We start from the raw sequence: 18,714 nt of genomic DNA, 5'->3' as shown, positions 1-18,714 counted from the left end.
GAAAACGGAAGCATGAACTTCAAGCACCTCTATTACTTCTGGGCCACCGCCAAGGCGGGCGGGGTGATGCGCGCGGGCGAGCAACTGCACACCACGCCGCAGACACTCTCGACCCAGATCAAGCTGCTCGAAGAGCGCCTGGGCTGTGCACTTTTTCGCAAGAAGGGCCGCCACCTGGAACTGACCGAAGAGGGCCGCACCGCCCTCGGCTATGCCGACCAGATCTTCGCGTTGAGCACCGAGCTCGAAGCGGCCATCGGCAAGGCGGGAACGGCAGGGGCCGTGCTGCCTTTTCGCGTGGGCATCGCCGACCAGGTGCCCAAGGCCATCGCCTACCGGCTGATCGAGCCGGCACTGCGCGTGCCCAACACCCGCCTCATCGGCCACGAGGGCAAGCTGCAAGACCTGCTCGGCCAGCTCTCGGTGCACCGGCTCGACCTCGTGCTCGCCGACGAGCCGATGGGCAAGTCGGTCAGCGTGAAGGCCTACAACCACCCGCTCGGCACGACCGCCATGAGCTTCTTCGCCGCGCCCGCCCTCAAGCGCTCGCTGAAGGGCCCCTTTCCGAAATGCCTCGACGGTGCACCCTTCCTTTCACAAGGATCGTCGTCGGCGATGCGCCAGCGGCTCGACCTGTGGCTCGCCGAGCAGGGCCTGCATCCGCGGGTGGTGGGCGAGTTCGATGACGCGGCCCTGATGAAGGCCTTCGGCCGCGAGGGCCAGGGCGTCTTCATGTCACCCACCGTGCTCGACGACGAAACCTGCGAGCAATACGGCGTGAAGGTGCTCGGCCGCACCGAGGCGCTGGTGGAAGAGTTCTACGCCATCTCGGTGGAGCGGCGCATCACGCACCCCTGCGTGGTGGCGATCACCGAGGCGGCACGCGGCCGCTTCCTGGCCTAAACCTGTGTGAGTTCCTGGCGCACCGCGTAGAGCGCCAGCTCCACGTCGTTGCGCACGCCGGTCTTGTCGAGGATGCGCGCCCGGTAGGTGCTCACCGTGTTGGACGACAGCGCCAACTGCTCGGCGATCTCGCCCACGCTGCGGCCCTGGCTCAAAAGGCGGAACACCTGGTACTCGCGGTGCGACAGGCGCTCGTGCAGCGGCTTGTCTTCCGTGTGGCCGGCGCCAATGGCACTCGCCAGGTGCTCGGCCACGGTGGGTGTGATGAACATGCCGCCCGCCGCCACCTTGCGGATGGCCGAGATCATCTGCTCGGAGTCGGCGCTCTTGTTGAGGTAGCCCACCGCGCCGAGCTTCATGCTGCGCACCGCGTACTGCTTGTCGGGGTAGGTGCTGAGCATCAGTACCGGGAGCTTCGGGTACTCGCTCTTCATCTGGCGCAGCACGTCGAGCCCGTCGCGGTGGGGCATGGCGATGTCCATCAGCACCACGTCGATGCCGCCTTGCCGCACCCTTGTCAGCGCTTCCGGGCCGTTGGCCGCCTCGAACGCGACCTCGATGTCGGGCGCATCGGCCAGCACCTGCCGGATGCCCTGCCGCACGATCAGGTGGTCATCGCAGATCAAGACATGAATGGTCATGACTGCCCCTCGTCCAACGAGGACGTTGGCCGATCCCCCGAGGGGATGCGGGCCGGCTTGGGAGCGGCCCGGCGCTCGGCCCGCGCGTCTTCGTTCAAGCCCATCTCGGCTCCTGGCAAAGGCATGGTCAGGCGCACGTAGGTGCCCAGACCCGGCACGCTGTCGATCGTGATCTGCCCGCCGAAATGCCCGGCGCGTTCGCGCATGCCCATCACGCCGTAGCTGCGCGGGGCGTCGAGCGCTTCGCGGGTGGCGCCCACGCCGTCGTCGCGCACCTCGAGGTGCAGCACGGGCGCGGGCGGGCCATCGACGTACAGGCGGATGTGCACCCAGCGCGCCTGCGCATGTCGCGCCACGTTGCTCAGCATCTCTTGAAAGATGCGGAAGACCGCGATCGCCCAGCGCTCGCCCTGCGGGCCGGTGGGCGCCTCGACCCCGTGGTGCACATGCACTTGCAGCTCGTGCTGCAACTCGGTGGCCTCGATGAACTCCTGCGCCTGCCATTCGAGCGCCGCCCACAGGCCCTGGTGGTCGAGGATGCTCGGGCGCAGGTCGGTGATGATGCGGCCGAGGTTGTCGACGGCGCGGTCGATCAGCCTGCCCATGCCCTCGCACTTGGCGGCCAGCGGCGGGCGGTCGTCGACACGCTTGTGCAGCCAGTTCACATCCATCTTCAGCGCCACCAGCAGCGAGCCCAGCTCGTCGTGGATCTCGCGGGCGATGCGCGTGCGCTCTTCTTCGCGCACCGTCTCCAGATAGGCCGAGAGTTCGCGCAACTGGCCGAGCGCATGGGTCAGCTCGTGCGTTCTCTCTTCGACGCGTCGCTCCAGCTCTTCATGCGCCTGGCGCAGCTCGCCCTCGGCGCGCTTGCGCTCGGTGATGTCGACGATTGTGACCACCGCGCCCTGCACCACGCCGCCATCGATGACCGGGTGCGACGAGTACTCGGCGCTGAAGGCCGAGCCATCCGCGCGCCAAAGCACCTCGCTGTCGATGCGGCACGGCAGGCCGCGGCGAAAGGCGTTGAAGATCGGGCAGTCGCACTCGGGGTAGTGGCGCCCGTCGGCATGCGTGTGGTGGATCAGTTCGTGCATGTTCCGCCCATGCACTTGCTCGGTGCGGTAGCCCAGCATCTCGGCGGCGGCGCGGTTGACAAAGGTGCATCGGCCCGCCATGTCGATGCCGAAGATGCCCTCGCCGGTGGATTCGAGCAGCAGTTGCAGGCGCTCGCTCCACGCCCCGCTGGGGCTGGGCGTGGCGCGCACGGGCTGGATGAACTCAGTGAACATGGGGCGGTCACCTCGGGAGGCTCACCAACCGAGTGCAAGGCCTGTGCCAAGCAGCTTCAGTTTTGTGCAGTGCGCCAACGTGGCCAGAGCACGTTGAGGCCGAGCCCGCACAGGATCAGCGCGGCGGCCAGCAGCTTCCAGCCCGGCAGCGACTCGCCCAGCCACCAGCTCGACGCCGCCATGCCGAACACCGGCACCAAGAGCGCCATCGGCGTGATGCTGGCCGCCGGGTGGCGCGCGAGCAGCCAGCCCCAGGCGGCGTAGCCGAAGAGCGTGTTGCCGACCGACTGCCACACCACCGCGGCCCAGGTGGCGGCATCGGCGTTCACCACGCCGGCCTCGACCGCCGGCCAGCCTTCCACCCACAGTGAGAGCGCGAGCAGCGGCGGCACGGCCGCAGCGCTCGACCACACCACATACGCCAGCATGTTCACCTGGCCCGCACGCTTGCTGACGATGTTGGCGCAGGCCCAGCAGAACGCGGCCGACAGCACCATCAGGAGGCCGGCCACCGTGGCATCGCCGCCGGTGTGCGCACCGATCACCCCGATGCCCGCGGCGCCGAGCACGAGCGCGAGCCACTGGTAGCCCTGCACCCGCTCACGGGCCAGGCGCATCGCCAGCACGATGGTGAAGAAGACCTGTGTCTGGATCACGAGCGAGGCGAGGCCGGGCGAGATGCTGCTGCGCATCGCGATGTAGAGCACGCCGAACTGGCCCACGCCGATCAGCACCCCGTAGGCGGCGAGGTTGCGCCACGGCACCGCCGGCTTGCGCAGCAGCAGCACCGCGGGGAAAAACGCGATGGCGTAGCGCAGGGTGGCAAAGAGCAGCGGCGGCAGGTGCGCCAGGGCCGACTTGATGACCACGAAGTTGGTGCCCCACACCGCCACCACCGCCAGCGCCAGCAGCAGGTGCCGCCACGGCGGGTGCGCGGCCACCGTCAAGCCAGCACCACCCGGTTGGCGCCCGAGGCCTTGGCGTTGATGAGCGCATGCTCGGCACGCTGCACGGTGTCGGCCACCGATTCGCCCGCGCGGTGCTCGGCCACGCCGGCCGAGAAGCTCAGGTGCAGCGGCTCGGCCCCCGGCTCGCCGCCGGGCACCTCGACGGCCATCGCCTTCATGCGCTCGCGCAGGCGCTCGAGGCTGGTGCGGCCGAGCGAGGCGCGGGTGTTGCTGAGCATCAGCAGGAACTCCTTGCCGTTCCAGCGCGAGAGCAGGTCGGAGATGCGGATCACGTTGAGCGCTTCGTTCGCGAAGCGGCGCAGCAGCTCGTCGGCAAAGGCGTGGCCGTGCCGGTCGTTGATCTCGCGGAAGCCATCGATGTCGATCACCGCGAGGCAGAACGACTGCCCCGAGCGCACACCGCGCTGACGTTCCTGCTCCATCAGCTCGAGCATGTGGCGGCGGTTGATGAGGCCGGTGAGCTCGTCGCGCGTGGCGAGCTCCTGGATGCGCGCGAGCGCGGTCGCGATGTCTTTCTTCTGGCGGCGCAGCCGGTCGCGCAGGCGGCTCAGCTGCCCGGCCAGCACCGCGACCGCCGGCACCATGATCGCGATCATGATGAAGTGGCCCCACTCCACCGCCGGCTCGTAGACCGCCGGGTGGCGCCAGGCCATCGTGGCCATCGTGACGGCGAACACCGCCACCGCGAAGAAGCTCGTGCGCAGCACGGTCCCCGGCGCGAGCGAATACATGCTGAACATGAACACGACCATCAGGATCGGAAACGCCCCGCCGCGCCCCTTGCCTGCGATGGCATACGCAACCGCCGCGCAGAGGATGGCGAACACCATCTGCGGCACGGTCAGCGACGGGTCGGCATAACGCAGGTTCTGCCCGCTGCGGATGGTGATGAAGAACACCACGAAGCCGCCGATCAGCACCAGCGTCCACCACGCCGTGGGCACCATCGGCGCGAGCCCGGCCCACACCAGGTACTGCATGTTGAGCACGCTGCCCAGCACCAGCAGCATCGCCGTGCCGCACTGCACCAGGCGCAGCCGCTGCTTGGGTTCGGTGCCGAAGAGCCAGTCGGCCAGGCGGGACGAGGACATCAACGCGAGCGCGGTTTGGCGGTGTGCAGATGCGAGAGGGGCAGCGCGGCCCCAGCCTTCACTTCGCCCAGCGAGAAGCTGGTGTGGATGTCTTTGACGTTCGGCAGGTTGAGCAGGGTGTCGATCGAAAAGCGGGAGAACGCATCGAGGTCGGTGGCCATGACTTGCAGCTCGAAAGTGCCGGTGCCTGAAATGTAGTGGCAGGCGATCACCTCGGGCAATTTGCGGATGGCGTCTTCCAGCGCCCGGGTGGCCAGGCCGTTGTTGCGCTCAGCGTCGACGCGCACGAAGGCCAGCACGCCGAGGCCGATCTTGCGGCGGTCGATCTCGGCCCGGTAGCCGGTGATGTAGCCCTGCTCTTCGAGCCACTTCACGCGCCGCCAGGTGGGCGCGGCCGACAGGCCGATGCGCGCGGCCAGCTCGGCGTTGGACAGGCGGGCGTCGTGCTGCAGCTCGCGCAGGATGAGCACGTCGTAGCGGTCGAGCGCGTCGCCATGAGGTTCTGCAGGCTCGTCTGCGAGCTTGATGGTTTTCCCTGGGAACGGCTTTTTGAGCGGCATTTCGACTCCAACTGCGAGTTTTGCGAAAGATTATTGCTGGAACACCCTTTCATCGAGCAAACAAAGAAAGGACTTCCACCGCCCGCTTCCCTACACTGCCCAGACCGTTCCCCTTTGAAGCACGCCGCGGTCACGAGCTGCGGCACTGCCCACCCACAGGAGCCCCGACGCATGAACGCACCGCTGCCCGACTCGATCCGCAAGGCCCTGGAGAGCGTCTCGCTCGACGACAAATACGCGTTGCCCACCGGCAAGGCGTTCATGAGCGGCGTGCAGGCGCTGGTGCGGCTGCCCATGCTGCAGCGCACACGCGATGCGATGGCCGGGCTCAACACCGCCGGCTTCATCAGCGGCTACCGGGGCTCGCCGCTCGGCGGCTACGACCAGGCGCTGTGGGCGGCGAAGAAACATCTGCAGGCGCAGAACATCGTCTTCCAGCCCGGCGTCAACGAAGAGCTGGGCGCCACCGCCGTGTGGGGCACGCAGCAGCTCGACCTCTACCCCGAGACCAAGAAGTTCGACGGCGTCTTCGGCCTCTGGTACGGCAAGGGCCCGGGCGTCGACCGCTGCTCCGACGTCTTCAAGCACGCCAACATGGCCGGCACCGCGAAGCACGGCGGCGTGATCGCGCTCGCCGGTGACGACCACATCGCCAAGAGCTCCACCGCCGCGCACCAGAGCGACCACATCTTCAAGGCCTGCGGGCTGCCGGTGTTCTTTCCCTCCAGCGTGCAAGACATCCTCGACATGGGCCTGCACGCGTTTGCGATGAGCCGCTTCTCGGGCGTGTGGGCCGGCATGAAGACGATCCAGGAGATCGTCGAATCGTCGGCCAGCATCAGCGTCGACCCCGACCGTGTGCAGATCGTGCTGCCCGAAGACTTCGTGATGCCGCCCGGCGGCCTGCACATCCGCTGGCCCGACCCGCCGCTGGAGCAAGAAGCGCGGCTGATGGACCACAAGTGGTATGCCGCGCTGGCCTACGTGCGGGCCAACAAGCTCAACCACAACGTCATCAGCGGCCCGAACGATCGCTTCGGCCTGATCGCTTCGGGCAAGGCCTACAACGACACCCGCCAGGCGCTGCACGACCTCGGCTTGAGCGACGACGATTGCCGACGCCTCGGCATCCGCCTGCACAAGGTCAACGTGGTGTGGCCGTTGGAGGCGACCATCACGCGCGACTTCGCGACCGGCCTGCAGGAGATCCTCGTCGTCGAAGAAAAGCGCCAGGTCATCGAATACCAGCTCAAGGAAGAGCTCTACAACTGGCGCACCGACGTGCGGCCCAACGTGCTCGGCAAATTCGACGAAGCCGAGGGCGACGCCACCGGCGGCGAATGGTCGCAGCCCAACCCGAGCGCCAACTGGCTGCTGCGCGCGCAGGCCGACCTCACGCCCGCGATCATCGCCAAGGCGATCGGCAAGCGCCTGAAGAAGCTCGGCGTCGATGCCGACACCGCCGCCCGCATCGACGCGCGCCTCGCACTCATCGACGCGAAAGAAAAATCGCTGCAGGCGCTGAAGGCCGACAGCGGCGACCGCCAGCCCTTCTTCTGCAGCGGCTGCCCGCACAACACCTCCACCCGCGTGCCCGAAGGCTCGCGCGCGGTGGCCGGCATCGGCTGCCACTACATGGTGGTGTGGATGGACCGCAGCACCTCCACCTTCACGCAGATGGGCGGCGAAGGCGTGCCCTGGGTGGGCCAGGCGCCCTTCACCACCGAGCAGCACATCTTTGCCAACCTCGGTGACGGCACCTACTTCCACAGCGGCCTGCTCGCCATCCGCCAGAGCATCGCGGCGGGCGTGAACATCACCTACAAGATCCTCTACAACGACGCGGTCGCGATGACGGGCGGCCAGCGTGTCGGTGAGCGGCCCGAGGGTCACTCGGTGCTGCAGATCATGCAGAGCCTGAAGGCCGAAGGCGTGAGCGCACTCTGCATCGTGAGCGACGACCCGGCCAAATACGACGGCGTGACGCTCGCGCCCGGGGTGCAGGTCTTCCACCGCGACGAACTCGACCGCCTGCAGCGCGAGTACCGTGAGCTCAAGGGCACCACGGCCATCATCTACGACCAGACCTGCGCCACCGAGAAGCGCCGCCGCCGCAAGCGCGGCACGATGGTCGAGCCCGACACGCGCGTCGTCATCAACGAGCTGGTGTGCGAAGGCTGCGGCGACTGTTCGGTGCAGAGCAACTGCCTGAGCGTGGAGCCGGTCGAGACCGAGTTCGGCCGCAAGCGCCGCATCAACCAGAACACCTGCAACAAGGACTACTCCTGCGTGAAGGGCTTCTGCCCGAGCTTCGTCTCCGTGCAGGGCGGGCAGCTCAAGAGCGCGAAGAAGGCAGAGGTGTCACGCCCCGATCCGTCGAAGATCGGCGTACCCGAGCCGACATTGCCAGACACGCGCCATGCCTTCGGCATCGTCGTCGCCGGCGTCGGCGGCACCGGCGTCATCACCATCGGGCAACTGCTCGGCATGGCCGCGCACCTCGACGGCAAGGGCATCGTCACGCAAGACGCCGCCGGCCTCGCGCAGAAGGGAGGCAGCACCTGGAGCCACATCCAGATCGCCGACCGCATGAGCGAGATCTACACCACCAAGGTCGGCACCGCCGAGGCCGACCTCGTGCTCGCCTGCGACCCCATCGTCGGCGCCAACAAGGCCACGCTCGCGGTGGTGCGCGAAGGCCGCACCTTCGTCGCGCTCAACACCCACGGCTCGCCCACCGCCGCCTTCGTGCACAACCCCGACTGGCAGTTCCCCTCGGCGAGCTGCGAAGCCGCGTTGATGGCCGCGGCGGGGCGCGACCATTTCGGCGCGTTCGACGCCGAGCAACTCGCGGTTGCGCTGTGCGGCGACTCGCTCTACACCAACCCGATGATGCTTGGCTACGCCTGGCAGAAGGGCCGGGTGCCGCTGTCGCACGCTTCCCTGATGCGCGCGATGGAGCTCAACGGTGTGCAGGTCGAGCGCAATCAACTGGCCTTCGAGTGGGGCCGCCGTGCGGCGCATGACCTGCGTGCCGTGCAGTCGCTGGCCCAGCCTTCGCAGGTCATCGAGTTCGTGCGCAAGCCCGGCGGCAACCTGGATGAGCTCGTCGCCAAGCGCGTGGAGTTCCTCACCGCCTACCAGAACGCCGCCTACGCCGCGCAGTACCGCGCCTACGTCGACAAGGTGCGCACCGCCGAGGCGCCGCTCGGCAGCACCAAGCTGGCCGAAGCCGTGGCCCGCTACCTCTTCAAGCTGATGGCCTACAAGGACGAGTACGAGGTCGCGCGCCTGCACACCGACACCGGCTTCCTGCAGAAGATCGCCTCGCAGTTCGAGGGCGACTACCGCGTGCACTACCACCTCGCGCCACCGATGCTCGCCAAACACAACGAACGCGGCGAACTCGTGAAGCAGCGCTTCGGCCCCTGGATGACGACCGCCTTCCGCGTGCTCGCCAAGTGCAAGGGCCTGCGCGGCACCGCGCTCGACCCCTTCGGCCGCACCGAAGAGCGCAAGACCGAACGTGCGCTGATCGCCGAGTACCGGGCAAGCCTCGACGAGGTGCTGACCACGCTCAGCGCCGACAAGCTGCCGCAGGCCATCGCGATTGCGAAGATCCCGGAAGAGATCCGCGGCTACGGCCATGTGAAGGCGCGCCACCTCGCCGCGGCGCGCCCGAAGTGGCAGGCGCTGATGGCCGCGTGGCACGCCGGCCCCACGGTGGAGGCGGTGAGAACCCGGGCGTGACACGGGTCTCTTCGCGGTGGGAAGATGCAGCGCCCCAACCACCCAGGAGACACCCGATGAACGCTCGCCTCCGCCTGCCGGCCCTGCTCTCGCTCACCCTCCTCGCCCTCGCCGCCTGCGGCTCGATGGCGCCGAAGAACCCCACCACCTTCTTCGTGACCAGCACCGGCAGCGGCAAGGGCGCCGACTTCGGCGGCCTGGCCGGCGCCGACAAACACTGCCAGTCGCTCGCCGAGGCTGCCGGCATGGGCGCGCGGACCTGGCGTGCGTACTTGAGCACCACGGCGACCACCACCTCACCCGCGGTAAACGCCCGTGACCGCATCGGCCGCGGCCCGTGGCAGAACGTGAAGGGCGAGGTCATCGCCACCAGCGTCGACGACCTGCACAGCGCCAACAACAAGCTCACCAAGCAGACCGCGCTCACCGAGAAAGGCGCCGTGACCAACGGCCGCGGCGACACGCCCAACCTGCACGACATCCTCACCGGGTCGCTGCCCGACGGCCGCGCCGCCACCGCCACCTGCAACAACTGGACGTCCAGCGGCGAGGGCAGCGCCATCGTCGGCCACCACGACCGCATGGGCCTCAACGACTCGGCCGAGGCGAAGTCGTGGAACTCCTCGCACCCCTCGCGCGGCTGCAGCCAAGACGCGCTCAAGGCCACCGGCGGCGCCGGCCTGCTGTACTGCTTTGCCGCCAACTGACGGCGCAGCCAGCTTCGGTCAGAACTGCATGAAGCTCAGGCCGAAGCCGAAGCTCGTCTGCTTGAAGTTGTAGTCGGTGAGCGTCTCGCCGTAGCCGTGGAAGGCCTGCACGAACCAGCGCAGGCCGTTCGGCCGGCTCATGGACACCGGGTAGGTCCACTCGAACTGCAGCGCACCCCAGTCGCTGCGCCGGGCGCTGTTGCGCCAAGTCAGCGAATGGGTGCTGGCGCCCGGCGTCCAGCCGAGCTGCAGCTCGGTGCGGCCGCGGTAGTCGACGAGGTCGGGGTTGTTGTCGCGCTCCAGCTTCTCGTTCAGCCGCTGCGAGACACGCGCGGTGAGGCTCAGGTCGCCGCGCTCGAAGCCGGTGCCGAGGTACACGCGATTCCAGCTGCGCGAGAGCGGGTCCGACTGGCCGTTCGACTGGTGCGCGAGGCCGAACTGCCCGAGCCGCCATTGCCAGCCGAAGGGCAACTGCCGCACCGCCCTGGGCACGGGCACGACGAAGATCGCTTCGGGTTCGTAGTCGGTGTTGCGGAAGGGCTTGGAGTCCTTGCCGTTCCAGATCTGCCACATCGCCTGCTGCGTGAACGCGAGCCACAGGTCGCCACCCGTGCCGAGCACGTCCTGAACCGCCTTGGTGCGCAGCGAGATCTGGAACTTGGCCTCGACGTCGCGGTAGTTGGGCTGGTTCACCGCCGCCTGCGTGGGCGACTGCGGCGCGCGGTTGATGCGGTTGGTCTTGTGCAAGGGCATCACGTAGTTGGCGCGATAGCCGAGCAGGTTGAAGGTGCCGCGCTTGTCGCTGGCGTCGAGCTCCCAGTACTGCGACAACGGGCTCGCCTCGGGCTTCACCTCATGCGCTGGGGCGGTGGGTGCCCCTTGCGGCGCCATCTGCGTGGTGGCAATGGGCACCTCCGCTGGCGGGGGCGCGGGCAGCGCGCGACCGGCGAGCTTGTCGTAGCAGGCCAGGCGGTCGGCGGCGGCGCCGATGGCGGCACATTCCTGCATCGCCTCATTGGTGGGGGCGGGAACGGCCGACGGCGAGGTGCTCGCCTGGGCATGGGCCACGCCGGCCGCGAGCGCGAGGCCGCTCGCAACGGCGCAGGCAATGAACGGCAAAGCGTGGAGTCGGGGGGCAGGATTCAACACGGTGAGCGCGCAGTGGAGGGGGCCGCGCGATGGTAAGCGGCAGGTTTGGTGAGATCATTTCGCCCATGAATACCCAAGTCCAAGAGCTGGTCGAGCTGCTGCAGGTCGAGCAGCTCGAACACAACCTGTTCCGCGGCATCAGCGGCGACATCGGCAGCCCGCGCGTCTTCGGCGGCCAGGTGCTGGGCCAGGCCCTGATGGCCGCCGCACTCACCGTCGAGCGTGACCGCTCCGTGCACTCGCTCCACGCCTACTTCCTGCGCCCCGGTGACAAGCAGGCCAAGATCGTCTACGACGTGGAGCGCATCCGCGATGGCGGCAGCTTCACCACCCGGCGCGTGGTCGCCATCCAGCACGGCCAGCCGATCTTCAACTTCGCCGCCTCCTTCCATGTGAAGGAAGAAGGCGTGTCGCACCAGGACGCGATGCCGCAGGTGCCGCCGCCCGAGGGCCTGACCAGCGTGCACGAGCTGCGCCGCCAGCTGGCCGACAAGCTGCCCGAGCGCCTGCGCGCGGTGCTGCATGCCGAGACCGCGATCGACATCCGCCACTGCGAGCCCTTCAACCCGCTCAACCCGCCGCCGGCCGGCGAGCGCGCCGCGGTCAACAACTCGTGGTTCCGCGCCTCCGACCGCCTGCCCGACGACCCGGTGCTGCACCAGGCGATGCTGGCCTATTCGTCCGACTTCGGGCTGCTCAGCGCCGCGCTCCTGCCGCACGGCCTCTCGTTCATGAACGGCAGCGTGCAGGGCGTGAGCCTCGACCACGCGATGTGGTTCCACGACAGCTTCCGCATGGACGATTGGCTGCTCTACGCCACCAACTCCCCGGCCGCGAACGGCGCCCGCGGCTTCTGCCGCGGCAGCATCTACACCCAGGACGGGCGGCTCGTCGCCTCGGTCGCGCAAGAGGGCCTGATGCGCCCGCAGCCGCCCAAGGTCAAGAAGCCGGCTTGAGCCTGCGGATCAGCGCCTCGCGCCGCGCGAGGCTCTCGGCCGGCCAGACCTCCGACGCGCGGTAGTACTCCGGCACCGCCCGTGCACCGGGCGGCAGCAGCACCCAGGGCTGCTTCGACTGCGTGTAGATGTGGATGTCGGGCGGGAAACGGTCGGGCTCGTCCAGCGTGCCCACCCGCACAAAGCACACTGCGTCACCTGCACCGGCGTAGTGGCTCCACACGGCGATGCAGCAGTTGGGGCAGCGCACGATCTTCTGGCCCTTGCCACTCTCCGAGGGCGTGAGCACGGTCTCGACCTCGCCGGCGGTCAGCCGCTGCACCCGGTCGGCTTCGATCATCGCGTTGAGCGCGAACGACGCACCCGTCTCGCGCTGGCACCAGCGGCAGTGGCAGCAGTGCACGATGAGCGGCGCCCCCGTCAGGCGGTAGCGCAGCTGGCCACAGGTGCAGCCGCCTTCGGCCACGGTCGTCGTCTCACTCATCGTGCCGTCTCCTCGACCTGGCGGAACACCACCTTGCCCTTGTGCGCATGCACTTCTTCAAGCTCAGCGGGGGGCTTGGCGCTTGCGCGCGTAGTGGGCTGCCAACTCGGCTTCGTGTCTCGCTCGATGGAGCGCTTCGAGTTCTTCATACACGTAGGGGTCGGGTTCGCCCGCGGCATCGCCTTCACGCTCCAGGCGCTGCTGCAAGGCGAGTGCTTCGTCGATGCGGCCGAGCGCCCGCAGGGTCCAGGCCACCATCCAGCGCGCCACCCGCGTGGCCGCAGCATCCTGGCCACGCTCTCTAACGATCAGCGCGAGTTCGAACTCGCCCAGCGCCTCACCGAAACGGCCTTGGTCGTGCAACACCATGCCCAGGTTGTTGCGCAGCGACGCTTCCCATGCACGGGCGTCAGGCCGGGTGGATGCGCTCACCACCTTCAGCGCCTCGCGCGTCCAGCGCTCCTGTTCGGCCGGGGACGGGTCGACGAAGGCCTGCATGTGCAACGCATCGACCGTGAGTTCGTCCAGCCCCACGGAGCTGGCGATGCGGGCCGCGCGCTCAAAGGCGGCCCGTGCCTCGGCTCGGGACTCCGGGGTGACGTCTTGTGCGCGATGCGCGGCCGAGGCGAAGCTTCTGCCCCACTCAAGTGCGTGCCGGGCGCGGGCTGGCGCGCCAGCCGACTCCAGCGCGGGCTGCAGCGTGGCCAGCAGCTCGCGGGCTTTCGCGAAGTCGCCCCGCAAGCCGTGGCTGCGCGCGATCTGCGTTTGCAGGATCAGCGCATCATCACCGCTTGCCGTCTGCAAAGCCGCGCGAAAGCGCTGCTCGCTGAGAGCCGGTTGGCGGAAGTCCCACAAGGTCGACAGGTCAAGGGCCATGGCGGATGAGCTCCAGGCAAGAACCACCGCACCCAGCGACGCCGAACGAAGCCATCGATCGGATTCAGCCGACATCGCAGAAACGCAGCGCGTGCATCACCCCCAGCCGCGGGCTGCTCAGCACCACGAGGCCGGTGTCGGCCAAGAGATCGGCGGCGCCGGCCATCGAGGCCTGGGCGAGCACCACGGTGTCGCCGGGCTTGGCGTGCTGGCGCACGGCGCTGGCGATGCAGCTGAGGTAGGCCTCGCGGCGGCCGGCTTCGAAGTGGGGCCAGGCGTCTTCGACCCACAGCGTGCGCATCGCGAGCGGCTGGCCAAGGCGCTCGGCCGACGACTGCAGCAGCTGAGCGGTCGGCGCCAGCGTGCTCTGCAGGGCGGCGACCATCAGCACCGGCGCGCCGCGTTGCGCCGCCTCGTCGGCCATCGCACGGTCGACGCGGGTGACGGGCACGGGGGTGGGCGCGGCTTCCGCCAGGCCGCCGAGGGTGGAGCAACTGCACACGACGACGCGGGCATGCGCCGCGGCCGACTGCAGCGCCGAGCGCACGCCGGCGATGAGGGCCGGGTCGTCGAGGCCCTCGCGCTGCGCGCGGGCCAGCAGGTCTTCGCGCACGAGGTGAGACGCGGTGAGCCGCGGCGCCACCTCTTTCAGGAGCGCATCGAAGGTGGCCACGTGCGCTGGCGAGGTGTGGAGGAAGGCGATGTCGGTCATGTCGTCTCTCGTGTCATCTCTTCAGCAGAACGGGCAGCGACGACACGATCATCACCACCCCCGAGACGGTGAGCAAGCCCAGCACCACGCGCCGGAACGAGGTTTCGCTCAGGCCCACGTAGAGGCGCGTGCCCAGCACCGAGGGGATGAGCAGCGCCGGAATGACCGCCAAGAAGAGCGGCCACATCTCGCGCGTGACCATGCCGCCGCCCACGTAGGTGGCAAAGGTGACGGAGAGCGCGGCGAGGTTGAAGTTCTGCAGCACGGCGCGGGCGGTGTCCTTGTCCCAGCCGCGCAGCGTGCACCACAGCGAGGGCACGACGCCGGTGAAGCCGCCGAGCCCGCCCATCACGCCACCGGCCGTGCCGGCCAGCGCATCGCCGATGCGCCCGCCACGGGTGATGCGCGGGAAGCGCTGGGCGAAGAGCATGGCCGAGCAGCACACCATCAGCGTCACGCCGAGGCCGAACTTGAAGACGACCGCGTCGACGAAGGGCAGCACCACCACACCCAGCGGCACGCCCACGAGGGCACCCGCCAGGAAGGGCCACAGCAGCGGCCATTGCAGGCCGCGGCGCAACCGCACGGCCGCGAAGATCTGCCCGCTCAGGCCACCGGCAATCGACATGACCACCGCCACGCGGGGGTCGATGGCCCAGACCCAGATCGACATCGCGACCATGCCGAAGGCGAAGCCCGACAGCCCCTGCACGAAACCGGCGACGGCCGCGCCGACGACGAGCAGCGCGATCTCAGCGCCGGTCATGCACGGCCGTCACTGGGAGCGCCCGTCGAAGTGGTGGACCTTCACCGTGTCGAGGTCGATGCCTTCGAGGCAGCGCACGTTGATCGCGGCCATCGCGTTGCCTTTCGGGTCGACACCCTCGCCATAGGGGTGGATGCCGCAGGTCGGGCAGAAGCGGTGCTTGATGACGTGTTTGTTGAAGGTGTAGGTGCTGGCGGCGTCTTCGGGCGTCTTGAGCTTCAGCTCCGCACGCGGCACGAACCACAGCAGCGAGCCCTTGCGCTGGCAGATCGAGCAGTTGCAGGCGAGCGCGGTGCCGATCTCGCCTTCGACCTCGAACGCCACCTTGCCGCAGTGGCAGCTGCCGGTGTACTTCATGCGCGTCTCCTCAGGAATGAAGCCGCGTATGGTGCCCATTCAGCGGCGCTTGCGCCAGTACTGGAATTCGTCTTCGTGGTGTTCGACGTCGAGCTCGTCGACGCGCATGCGCAGGCGCTCCTGCACGTCGGCCACCGCCTGGTTGTAGACGAGCGGGCCGATCTCTTCGAGGAAGTAGTTCAGCAACGCACCGGCGGCGATGTTGCCGATCTTCTCGTCCATGTTTTCCTGGAAGTAGCGCTCGATGGAGGCGATGGCCTCCTTGCGCGCGTCTTTCGGGATCTCGATGGTCATGTCACTGCTTTCGCTTTTGCTGCCAGGCGAGCAGCTCGCCCACGAAGCCGCGGCGGAAGGCGATCACGCACACCACGAAGATGCCGCCGATGATGACCGTGACCCACGAGCCCACGCGGTCGGCGAGGAAGTTCTGCAGGCCGATGATGGTGAAGGCGCCGATCACCGGGCCGGCGAAGGTGCCGAGGCCGCCGAGCAGCGTCATCAGGATCACCTCGCCCGAGAGCGACCAGTGCACGTCGGTCAGCGTGGCGAAGCCGAGCACCAGGGTCTTGAGCGAGCCGGCCAGGCCGGCGAGCGCGCTGGAGAGCACGAAGGCGAGGAGCTTGTAGCGGTCGACGTCGTAGCCGAGCGAGATGGCGCGTGGCTCGTTCTCGCGGATGGCTTTCAGCACCTGGCCGTAGGGCGAGTGCACGATGCGCAGGATGCCAAGGAACACCGCCGCGAAGATCGCGAGCACCAGGTAGTACATCGCGATGTCGTTGCCGAGCGGCAAGAGGCCGAAGAGCTTGCCACGCGGCACGCCCTGCAGGCCGTCTTCACCGCCGGTGAAGGGCGCCTGCAGGCAGACGAAGTACACCATCTGCGCCATCGCGAGCGTGATCATCGCGAAGTAGATGCCCTGGCGGCGGATGGCAATCAGCCCCACCGCCAGGCCGAGCAGCGCCGCAATCCCCACGCCGGCGAGAAGGCCGAGTTCGGGCGTGAGGCCCGCCGAGCGCACGAGCCAGCCGGTGGCATACGCCGCCGAGCCGAGGAAACACGCGTGGCCGAACGACAGCAGGCCGGTGAAGCCGAGCAGCAGGTTGAAGGCGCAGGCAAAGATCGCGAAGCACAGCGCCTTCATCATGAAGACGGGGTACAGGCCGACGAAGGGCGCGACGGCGAGCAGCGCGAAGAGCACGGCCCACGCGATGCGCGCCTTGCGCACGACCGGGGTCGGGGTGGTGGCTGGGGTGGCCATGCCTTATTTCTCCTTGCCGAAGAGGCCGGCGGGGCGAATCATCAGCACGATGGCCATGATCACGAAGACGACGATGTTGGACGCCTCGGGGTAGAACACTTTCGTCAGGCCCTCGACCAGGCCGAGCGCCAGGCCGGTGAGGATGGAGCCGAGGATGGAGCCCATGCCGCCGATCACCACCACCGCGAAGACGACGATGATGAGGTTGGTGCCCATCAGCGGCGTGATCTGGATCACCGGCGCCGCCAGCACGCCGGCCAGCGCGGCGAGGGCCGCACCACCCGCGTAGGTGAACATCACCATCATCGGCACGTTGATGCCGAAGGCCTGCACCAGTGCCGGGTTTTCGGTGCCGGCACGCAGCTTGGCACCGAGGCTCGTCTTCTCGATCAAGGCCCAGGTGCCCAGGCAGACGATGAGCGAAGCCACAATCACCCAGGCGCGGTAGTTGGGCAGCACCATGAAGCCGAGGTTGGTGGCACCTTGCAGCGCCTCGGGCACCGAATACGACTGGCCCGACACCCCGTACTGCTCGCGGAACACGCCTTCGAAGATCAGCGAGATGCCGAAGGTCAGCAAGAGCCCGTAGATCGGGTCGAGCTTGTAGAGGTGCTTGAGCAGCGTGCGCTCGATCACGAGGCCGAGCGCGCCTACCACCAGCGGCGCCACGATGAGCGCCATCCAATAGTTGAGGCCAAACTTCTCGAGCGAGAACCAGGCCACGTAGGCGCCGATCATGTACAGCGCACCGTGCGCGAAGTTCACGATGCCGAGCAGGCCGAAGATCACCGCCAGGCCGAGGCTCAGCATGGCGTAGAACGAGCCGTTCACCAGGCCCAGCATGAGCTGGCCCATGAAGGCCTGTATCGGAATACCAAATATTTCGGTCATGGCAGTGATCAGTAGAACGTCAGACGCACTCGCACCTGCGAAGCAAGGTGCACATCAAGCAACACCCGCGGAGCCGGCTTTGCCGGTCCGCCAGGTGGCGCCCCTTGGGGGCAGGAGCGAGAGCGACTGGGGGGCCGTCATTTATTTCCAGAGGGCGCACTTCGATTCAGCCTTCGTGGTCCAGGCCTCCTCACCCTTGAAGGTCTGCGCCACCTTGTAGTAATCCCACGGCTCGGTCGACTCCTTCGGCGTCTTCACCTGCATCAGGTACATGTCGTGCACCATGCGGCCGTCGTCACGGATGAAGCCGCCTTTGGCGAAGATGTCGTTGACCTTGGTCTTCTTCATCTGGGCCAGCACCTTGTCGGCGTCGTCGCTGCCCACGGCCTTGACGGCGTTCAGGTAGTTGTGGGCGGCCGAGTAGTCACCCGCCTGGATGGACGAGGGCATGCGCTTGATCTTCTCGAAGAACTTGCGGCTCCAGGCGCGCGTCTCGGGGTCGCGGTTCCAGTACCAGCTGTCGGTGAGGTACATGCCCTGCGTGGCGTTCAGGCCCAGCGAGTGCACGTCGTTGATGAACATCAAGAGGCCGGCCAGCTTCATCGTCTTGGTGATGCCGAACTCGTTGGCCGCCTTGATGCTGTTGATGGTGTCGCCACCGGCGTTGGCGAGACCCAGGATCTGCGCCTTGCTCGACTGCGCCTGCAGCAGGAAGGACGAGAAGTCGCTCGCCGACAGCGGGTGCTTCACGCTGCCCACGATGGTGCCGCCCGCGGCCTTGACCACGGCCGAGGTGTCGTTCATCAGCTGCGCGCCGAAGGCGTAGTCGGCCTGCAGGAAGTACCAGCTCTTGCCGCCGGCCTTCACCACCGCGTTGCCCGTGCCCTTGGCGAGGGCCACGGTGTCATACGCCCAGTGCACGGTGTAGGGGTTGCACTGCTCGTTGGTCAGCGCCGAGGTGGCCGCCCCCACCGAGATGAAGAGCTTCTTCTTCTCGGCAGCGACCTTGGCCATCGCGAGGCTGGTGCCGGAGTTGGTGCCGCCGATCAGCATGTCCAGGCCGTTGGTGTCAAACCACTCGCGCGCCTTGGCGGCGGCGATGTCGGGCTTGTTCTGGTGGTCGGCGGAGACGAGCTCGATGGTCTTGCCGTTGATCTTGCCGCCCGCATCGGCGATGGCCATCTTGATGGCTTCGACGCCGGCCGGGCCGTCGATGTCGGAGTACAGACCCGACATGTCGGTGATGATGCCGATCTTGATCACGTCGCCCGAGATCTGGGCCTGGGCGGGAAGAAGCGCGCTGGTGCACGCGATGGCGGCTGCTGCGGCGATGTTCTTGAGTTTCATCATGTGTTT

The 18,714-nt window shown here is 67.9% G+C and carries 19 protein-coding genes; 4 read left to right on the top strand and 15 right to left on the bottom strand.

Translation table 11 applies throughout. From position 1 onward, the window contains the following. Positions 1–12: 12 nt before the first annotated feature. Entirely contained in the window at positions 13–903 is an 891-nt protein-coding gene (gene nhaR / locus KF892_18395) for a transcriptional activator NhaR (GenBank protein ID MBX3626996.1), read from the top strand. On the opposite strand, the gene KF892_18390 is transcribed toward nhaR, so the two are convergent. The 5 genes from KF892_18390 to KF892_18370 are packed head-to-tail and all read right to left on the bottom strand — an operon-like array spanning position 900 to position 5,452. Next, on the bottom strand, positions 900–1,544 hold the full coding sequence (locus KF892_18390) for a response regulator transcription factor (GenBank protein MBX3626995.1): 645 nt from the start codon (positions 1,542–1,544) through the stop codon (positions 900–902). The genes nhaR and KF892_18390 overlap by 4 nt on opposite strands. Then, positions 1,541–2,833, bottom strand: coding sequence for a PAS domain S-box protein (locus KF892_18385; GenBank protein ID MBX3626994.1), 1,293 nt, complete (start codon positions 2,831–2,833; stop codon positions 1,541–1,543). Before KF892_18385 ends, KF892_18390 begins: the two co-directional genes overlap by 4 nt. Before the next feature lie 56 nt (positions 2,834–2,889). Then, positions 2,890–3,780, bottom strand: coding sequence for an EamA family transporter (locus tag KF892_18380; GenBank protein MBX3626993.1), 891 nt, complete (start codon positions 3,778–3,780; stop codon positions 2,890–2,892). Continuing rightward, positions 3,777–4,892: a GGDEF domain-containing protein gene (locus tag KF892_18375; protein MBX3626992.1), complete on the bottom strand. Its 1,116-nt coding sequence runs from the start codon at positions 4,890–4,892 to the stop codon at positions 3,777–3,779. The genes KF892_18380 and KF892_18375 overlap by 4 nt, the downstream gene beginning before the upstream one ends. Then, positions 4,892–5,452: an Lrp/AsnC family transcriptional regulator gene (locus tag KF892_18370; protein MBX3626991.1), complete on the bottom strand. Its 561-nt coding sequence runs from the start codon at positions 5,450–5,452 to the stop codon at positions 4,892–4,894. The genes KF892_18375 and KF892_18370 overlap by 1 nt, the downstream gene beginning before the upstream one ends. Before the next feature lie 171 nt (positions 5,453–5,623). Between KF892_18370 and KF892_18365 the strand changes: the two genes are divergently transcribed. Together KF892_18365 and KF892_18360 are read left to right on the top strand one after the other, a co-directional pair. Further along, positions 5,624–9,202 carry an indolepyruvate ferredoxin oxidoreductase family protein gene (locus tag KF892_18365; GenBank protein ID MBX3626990.1) on the top strand — a complete coding sequence of 1,193 codons (3,579 nt, stop codon included), beginning with the start codon at positions 5,624–5,626 and terminating at the stop codon, positions 9,200–9,202. Positions 9,203–9,258: 56 nt separating this feature from the next. Beyond that, positions 9,259–9,909, top strand: coding sequence for a hypothetical protein (locus KF892_18360; protein ID MBX3626989.1), 651 nt, complete (start codon positions 9,259–9,261; stop codon positions 9,907–9,909). An 18-nt stretch (positions 9,910–9,927) separates the two neighbouring features. Here KF892_18360 and KF892_18355 read toward each other — a convergent pair whose 3' ends face one another. Continuing rightward, positions 9,928–10,917: a phospholipase A gene (locus KF892_18355; GenBank protein MBX3626988.1), complete on the bottom strand. Its 990-nt coding sequence runs from the start codon at positions 10,915–10,917 to the stop codon at positions 9,928–9,930. A gap of 206 nt (positions 10,918–11,123) precedes the next feature. Here KF892_18355 and tesB point away from each other — a divergent pair, with 206 nt between their 5' ends. Then, positions 11,124–12,014 carry an acyl-CoA thioesterase II gene (gene tesB, locus KF892_18350; protein ID MBX3626987.1) on the top strand — a complete coding sequence of 297 codons (891 nt, stop codon included), beginning with the start codon at positions 11,124–11,126 and terminating at the stop codon, positions 12,012–12,014. On the opposite strand, the gene KF892_18345 is transcribed toward tesB, so the two are convergent. The 9 genes from KF892_18345 to KF892_18305 all read right to left on the bottom strand — a co-directional run bounded on the left by KF892_18345 (position 11,998) and on the right by KF892_18305 (position 18,705). Then, a complete protein-coding gene (locus tag KF892_18345) occupies positions 11,998–12,498 on the bottom strand; it encodes a GFA family protein (protein MBX3626986.1) in 501 nt (166 codons plus the stop codon). The genes tesB and KF892_18345 overlap by 17 nt on opposite strands. A 63-nt stretch (positions 12,499–12,561) precedes the next feature. Continuing rightward, positions 12,562–13,374 carry a tetratricopeptide repeat protein gene (locus tag KF892_18340; protein MBX3626985.1) on the bottom strand — a complete coding sequence of 271 codons (813 nt, stop codon included), beginning with the start codon at positions 13,372–13,374 and terminating at the stop codon, positions 12,562–12,564. 64 nt (positions 13,375–13,438) lie between these two features. Further along, the gene (locus tag KF892_18335; protein MBX3626984.1) at positions 13,439–14,086 is read right to left on the bottom strand and encodes an Asp/Glu/hydantoin racemase; all 648 of its coding nucleotides are present in this window, start codon (positions 14,084–14,086) and stop codon (positions 13,439–13,441) included. Between the two features lie 13 nt (positions 14,087–14,099). Beyond that, positions 14,100–14,852, bottom strand: coding sequence for a sulfite exporter TauE/SafE family protein (locus KF892_18330; protein MBX3626983.1), 753 nt, complete (start codon positions 14,850–14,852; stop codon positions 14,100–14,102). Between the two features lie 9 nt (positions 14,853–14,861). Next, entirely contained in the window at positions 14,862–15,209 is a 348-nt protein-coding gene (locus tag KF892_18325) for a GFA family protein (protein MBX3626982.1), read from the bottom strand. A 39-nt stretch (positions 15,210–15,248) separates the two neighbouring features. After that, positions 15,249–15,503: a DUF2164 domain-containing protein gene (locus KF892_18320; GenBank protein MBX3626981.1), complete on the bottom strand. Its 255-nt coding sequence runs from the start codon at positions 15,501–15,503 to the stop codon at positions 15,249–15,251. A 1-nt stretch (position 15,504) separates the two neighbouring features. Further along, positions 15,505–16,467: a branched-chain amino acid ABC transporter permease gene (locus tag KF892_18315; GenBank protein ID MBX3626980.1), complete on the bottom strand. Its 963-nt coding sequence runs from the start codon at positions 16,465–16,467 to the stop codon at positions 15,505–15,507. Between the two features lie 3 nt (positions 16,468–16,470). Continuing rightward, on the bottom strand, positions 16,471–17,358 hold the full coding sequence (locus KF892_18310; protein ID MBX3626979.1) for a branched-chain amino acid ABC transporter permease: 888 nt from the start codon (positions 17,356–17,358) through the stop codon (positions 16,471–16,473). Between the two features lie 141 nt (positions 17,359–17,499). Next, positions 17,500–18,705 (bottom strand): ABC transporter substrate-binding protein, encoded by a 1,206-nt coding sequence (locus tag KF892_18305; GenBank protein ID MBX3626978.1) that lies wholly within the window; start codon positions 18,703–18,705, stop codon positions 17,500–17,502. Positions 18,706–18,714: the final 9 nt, after the last annotated feature.

This window comes from Rhizobacter sp. (assembly GCA_019635355.1).
GTDB lineage: Bacteria > Pseudomonadota > Gammaproteobacteria > Burkholderiales > Burkholderiaceae_C > Rhizobacter.
Note: the sequence above shows the minus strand (reverse complement) of the source record. Positions and strands in the feature narration are given on the sequence as shown.